The sequence below is a fragment of the Pseudomonas sp. FH1 genome (genome assembly GCF_000510895.2).
GTDB lineage: Bacteria > Pseudomonadota > Gammaproteobacteria > Pseudomonadales > Pseudomonadaceae > Aquipseudomonas > Aquipseudomonas azotoformans_A.
On sequence record NZ_AOHM01000136.1, the window covers coordinates 1 to 5,585 of the forward strand.

3 protein-coding genes and 1 pseudogene are annotated in these 5,585 nt (G+C 58.1%); all 4 read left to right on the forward strand.

Annotated features, from left to right (window positions below; all coding sequences use genetic code 11):
* A partial coding sequence (tssI, locus tag H096_RS31120) for a type VI secretion system tip protein TssI/VgrG (RefSeq protein ID WP_033903050.1) occupies positions 1 to 766 on the forward strand: 766 nt, incomplete at its 5' end.
* 49 nt (positions 767 to 815) lie between these two features.
* Complete coding sequence (locus H096_RS31125; protein ID WP_033903051.1) at positions 816 to 1,244, forward strand: DcrB-related protein; 429 nt, start codon at positions 816 to 818, stop codon at positions 1,242 to 1,244.
* 512 nt (positions 1,245 to 1,756) lie between these two features.
* Positions 1,757 to 2,005, forward strand: a pseudogene (locus H096_RS34805) (PAAR domain-containing protein); the annotation flags it as partial.
* Positions 2,006 to 2,221: 216 nt separating this feature from the next.
* Positions 2,222 to 5,551 (forward strand): RHS repeat-associated core domain-containing protein, encoded by a 3,330-nt coding sequence (locus H096_RS31130; protein ID WP_241495552.1) that lies wholly within the window; start codon positions 2,222 to 2,224, stop codon positions 5,549 to 5,551.
* The last annotated feature ends 34 nt before the right edge of the window (positions 5,552 to 5,585 follow it).

The following is a 5,585-nucleotide window of genomic DNA, read 5'->3' on the forward strand; positions in this document are numbered from 1 at the left end:
CGATGAATGGGGCCGGGTCAAGGTGCAGTTCCCGTGGGACCGCTCGGATAAAAACAACGACCACAGCTCGTGCTGGATTCGCGTGACTCAAGGCTGGGCCGGAGCAACCTGGGGCTCCATGGCCATTCCGCGTGTGGGCCAGGAATTAGTGATCAGCTATCTGGACGGTGATCCAGACCAACCGATCGCCACAGGGACTACGTACAGACAGACCAACCTGCCGCCCTACCCGCTGCCCAAACACAAAACGCGGATGACCATCAAGAGCCGCACCCACAAGGGTGAAGGTTTTAATGAGCTGCGCTTTGAGGACGAGCTGGGCCAGGAGGAGGTGTTTGTCCATGCCCAGAAAGACCAGAACACGGTTGTCAAGAACAACCAGACCCTGACTGTCGGAGCGGACAGAACCAAGAGCATCGGCCAGGACGAGAACGTCGCTGTCGGTCGAAATCGTATGCGTGTGGTGAGGACCAACGACACCGTGAAGGTCGGCGGCAACAAGAACGACACGGTAGCCGGCGAATACGAGATCGAAGTAGGCGGCACGTTGCGTTTGAAGTGTGGCAAGACGCTCATTGAGCTGCATGCAAACGGCAAGCTGAACATCACCTGCGAGGACTTCAACATCACTGGCACGCAAACCGGCCAGATCAACACGCTAGGCGCGAAGCTCGACCTTAACCCGGAAGGTGGGTCCGCCGGTGCCGCTGCAAATGGGCAAGACGGTGGTGCACTGAAGGCCAGTGTCGATGGGCATTTCGAATAGCCCCCACCTTTCCCCTCACCCAACTATTAAAGAAAAGGACGCGTCTGCAATGGCTGACTATTTGACCCACGATGTAATCCTAAATTTTGCCGGCGAAACGCCCGAGGACTCGACGCTAAACGTCCTGCGCTTTCAAGCGCGAAATACCACCTTGGTGATTGCCCGCAGTCCTGTTGATAAACGCCAGACCTTGGACGAGGCACTGACTGCGCAGCTGGATCAGCTACGCAACAAGACCCAAGCATTGAGCATCACACCAGCTCAAGTAACTCACCTGGGAAACCAGCAGCACGTGGAGGGCCGAGAAATGGCCGTCCAGTTCATGACGGGGGACAAACCAAACTTTCAGCTGCAAGTCGCCTGCCTGATCCCTGGGCAACAACGCATGCTGGTCCTCAACTACAGCAAACAAGGACCATTCAGTGACGACGACATCACCCACTGGCGCGCCATCAAGCAAACGCTCCGCTTCTCCTGAACTTTGTCCGCCCCTAGGAAACCCGTTCTCGATCAGCAAGGAGCTCTTTGCCAATGGCACAAATTGTCCACGCCGCCCGGCAGGGTGACGCCATTCTTCACCCATCACTCATGGCTGAGTTGATAAGCGCAGCAGTGGAAACAGTCATCTATGCAGCGGCTGCGCTGGCGGTGGGGGCCGTTATTTGCCTTGCAATAGTGGGCACCGCCTTCACGGGCGGCGCGCTCGGCGTTGTCATCGGGATAGCTGCCGGCGTTGCGGTAGGCGCCATGAGTTCGATGCCCATAGGAGAGGATCGAAGTATCGGTGACGCCATTTCTGACTTTAGCGACTCCGTTGGCAACGCAATGTCGTCACCGACGGTCTTAGGCGAAATCAAAAGCGGCTCCAAAAACACCTTTATCAATGGCAAGCCCGCTGCTCGTGCGGCAGGCACCAGCTCCCCCGCTGGCGAATCCGATGGACCAGAAGAGAAGGAAGAAGAACCGTCAATTCTGGAGAACGTAAGTGCGATGGCCCAAACCGCTTTGGGATTTGCATTTCCTCCCCTCAAGTTGGTCAAAGACCTCTTTGACACGGTTCATCAAATTTTCAACCCTCCAGTAACAACCCCGGCAGCGCCGGGGTTCGTCCCCAAAGAAGAAGACAAGATCAAATGCTCCCGTCATCCGCCCATGCCTGAGACCTACATAGCACAGGGCTCAGACAAGGTGCTGATCAATAGCCGGCCAGCGGCACGTTCGGGAGATAAGGCCACCTGCGATGCCACCATCGATGTGAACGCCAACGTCTCTCCCAATGTGCGTATTGGCGGCGGAACGGTGACAGTTAGGAACATTCACAATGGCAAAAGCAAGACTGCGCAGATCGCGGGGATTGTTGCGGCACTGCTTATATCCAGACGAATGGGCGCGCGCCCTCGTCGTTCTCCACGATCGAAAAATAACTCGCCAATCTGTGGGTACAAAGGCCGTCCTGTGCATGTTTCCACCGGCAGCAAAGTCCTCGGCGGTGGAGAAGACGTCGACTTCAGCCTGCCTGGGCTGCTGGGCATCGAATGGGGCCGAAGCTACGACAGCAACGACACCCGAACCGACGGAATGTTCGGCATGGGCTGGAGCGTTCCCTATGAGGTGGAAATCGTCCGTGTTGCGCATCCCCACGGCGGCGAGCTATGGATCTACGTTGACGAGACAGGCAACCGCCTGGAACTGGGCCAGCTCAGTGCCGGCAACGCGTTCGTCAGTGTCGTAGACGGCTTGGCTTTCTTCCAGTTGGAGGATGGTCAGACCGTTGTCGAGGACATCTATGCAGGGCGCTATCAGGTGTTCCAGCCTGATCCGCATAACCCGCAACGCTCGCGACTGATCCGCTTGGGCGATCGCAACCTCAACGTCCTCGACATGCTGTACGACGAACAGGGCCGCCTGCACTTCCTCGTCGACAAGTACAGCCAAACCGTCGTACAGCTCCACTACGATCAACAACATCCAAACCGTGTCGGCAAAGCCTCTCGTGTATACCTGAAGGCAACCGACAGCCTCAGCATTGAACACATCAAGATACTGGCCACCTATCGCTATACACGCAGTGGCCAGTTGCATGAAGTGCTGGACGCGACTGACCACGTGGTCCGTCGCTTCACCTACACTGCAGAGGGTTATCTGAACAGCCATCAGATCGCCAGTGGCGCCGTCCGCGAGTACGAATGGGCACGCTTCGCCATCCCCAAGAACCGCCCCGCATCCAAACGTGCAGACGGCACTTCGTACCAGCTTCCGCCGCTGCTGGAGCCACAACCCGACCACGAATGGCGCGTCATCCGCCACTGGGGCAGCGACGGCGAAGAGTATCGATTCAAATACGACCTGGAACGTGGTGAAACCCACGTCACCGATAGCCTCGGTCGGCAGGACCATTACTATTGGGGCCCGTTCTACGAGATCTACAAACACATCGACACCCTCGGCAATTGCTGGCAAGAGGAAATCATCGCCGGTCAATTGATGAAGAGTGTCGATCCACAGGGCGGCGAATGGCACTACAGCTATGATGACATTGGCCGCCTGATTGAGGCTCGCGACCCACTGGGGCGTACCGAATATATTCGTTACCTGCGGCACTGGGCATTGCCGGTGGAAGTCACCGACGGTGCGGGGCGCACGTACCGCTCCGGCTACGATGCCCAGGGCAACCTGCTCTGGGGAGAGGATCCGCTGGGCCGCAAGACCCACTACCAGTACGACCCCGAAGGTCGGGTGGTACGTGTCACCGATGCTCTGGACAAGACTAAGTACCTGAGCTGGAACGTGCACGGCCAGTTGCTCAGTTACCGCGATTGTTCCAATGCGCAAACGTTGTACCACTACGATGCCGACGGGCACCTCAGTGAAAGCATCAATGCGCGCGGCGAGCACACTCAATATCGGTATGACGCCCGCGGTTACCTGATCGAAAGTCAGCGCCCCGATGGCCGTATCGACCGCTACGACATCGATGCCGCCGGCCAGTTGATCTCCTACACCGACCCCGCCCAGCGCATCACCCGCTTGCGTTATGACCATAGTGGAAGACTGATCCAGCGGGTTGACGCCCTCGGCCATGCCGTCGAGTTCGGCTACGACGCCTATGGCCGCCTGCTGCACCTGAGTAATGAAAACCACGAACGCTACTGCTTCGAGTGGGATGCGCTGGACCGCCTGCTAGCCCAGCAGGACCTGGACGGCAGCGGGCGCATCTACCAGTACAACCCGCTGGATGATGTTACCGGTATCCACCATATTCCCGCGCCGCTAGCCGAGCCTGGTCTGGACGGCAAGGACAGCGCCGAACCGCACACGCCACTGGTACATCATTTCGAGCGTGATGCCCTGGGGCGGTTGATCCGCAAACGCACCGACGATGGGGTCACCGAGTATGCATACGACACCGCCGATAATCTGCTGACGATCAATTTCACCAACATTCAAGGTGAAGAACAGTGTCTCAACTACACCTACGATGCCCTCGATCAACTGCTCGGCGAGACTAACAGCGCCGGCCTTCTTCAGTACCACTACGATGAACTGGGCAACCTGCAAACCCTGACCCTGCCCGACCAACGTCAGCTCAACCATCTGTATTACGGCAGCGGCCATCTGCATCAGCTCAATCTCAACGGCCGGCTGATCAGTGACTTCGAGCGCGACGCGCTGCACGAGGAAGTGCTGCGCACCCAGGGCGCCCTGCACACCCGCACCCGCTACGACCGTAATGGCCGGCTCAGCCAGAAGGCCCTGCACTATCAGCAGGTTGCCCGCGAGGTGCTGCCGTTGTTGCAGAAGGACTACCAGTACGACGCCAGCGACAACCTGGTGGCCGAGATACTCACCCAGACCCAGCGACCTGGCGGCAACCGCCCGACCGCAGCGGCCAATGATGACAGCCTGATCGGGCGTTTTCACAATCAGGCATCTACCGGCAAGTCCTATCAAGGCAGTGCCGCGTACGGCTACAACCCGGTCGAAGAGATCCAGAGTGTGCACCGAGGACAGTCTATCGAGAGCCTCAACTACGACGCGGCCGGCAACCTGTTCGATGGCTATCGGGTCAACGGCCTGATCAAGCACAACCGCGTGCATGTGTATCAGGACAAACGTTATCGCTATGACCGCTTTGGGCGGCTGAGCGAAAAACGCATTGGCAGCAGCCGAATCCAGCACTTCGAATACGATGCGGAACACCGGCTGATCTGTATCCGTCAGCAACAGGGATCAATGACCCAGCGCATCGTTTTCAACTACGACCCGCTGGGTCGGCGTATCAGCAAGCAGGTGTATAACGACGATACCAGCGAGCCGAGCCACCGCACGCTGTTCCATTGGCAAGGCTTGCGCCTGCTCGAAGAGATGCAGGACGGCCGACCCAGCCTGTACGTGTACGCCGATCCGGGCAGTTATGAACCCTTGGCCCGTATCGATGGCAAGCCGGGTAGTGAGGAAATCTTCTACTTCCATACCAATCTGGCGGGGCTGCCGGAACAGCTGACCGATACTGACGGCAACACGGTGTGGAACAGCGAGTACCAGGCCTGGGGCAGGACGCGGGACGAGTGGCATGCTCAGCAGCCGGGGCGTGAGCAGAACCTGCGTTTTCAGGGCCAGTACCTTGACCGCGAAACCGGGCTGCACTACAACACCTTCAGGTACTATGATCCGGATGTGGGGCGCTTTACTCAGACGGATCCGATTGGGTTGGCGGGCGGGCTGAACCTTTATCAATATGCTCCGAATTCGACAGGTTGGATTGATCCATTAGGGAAACTCTGAAAAAGACTTCCAAATCTGGTGAGATACGGCTGTC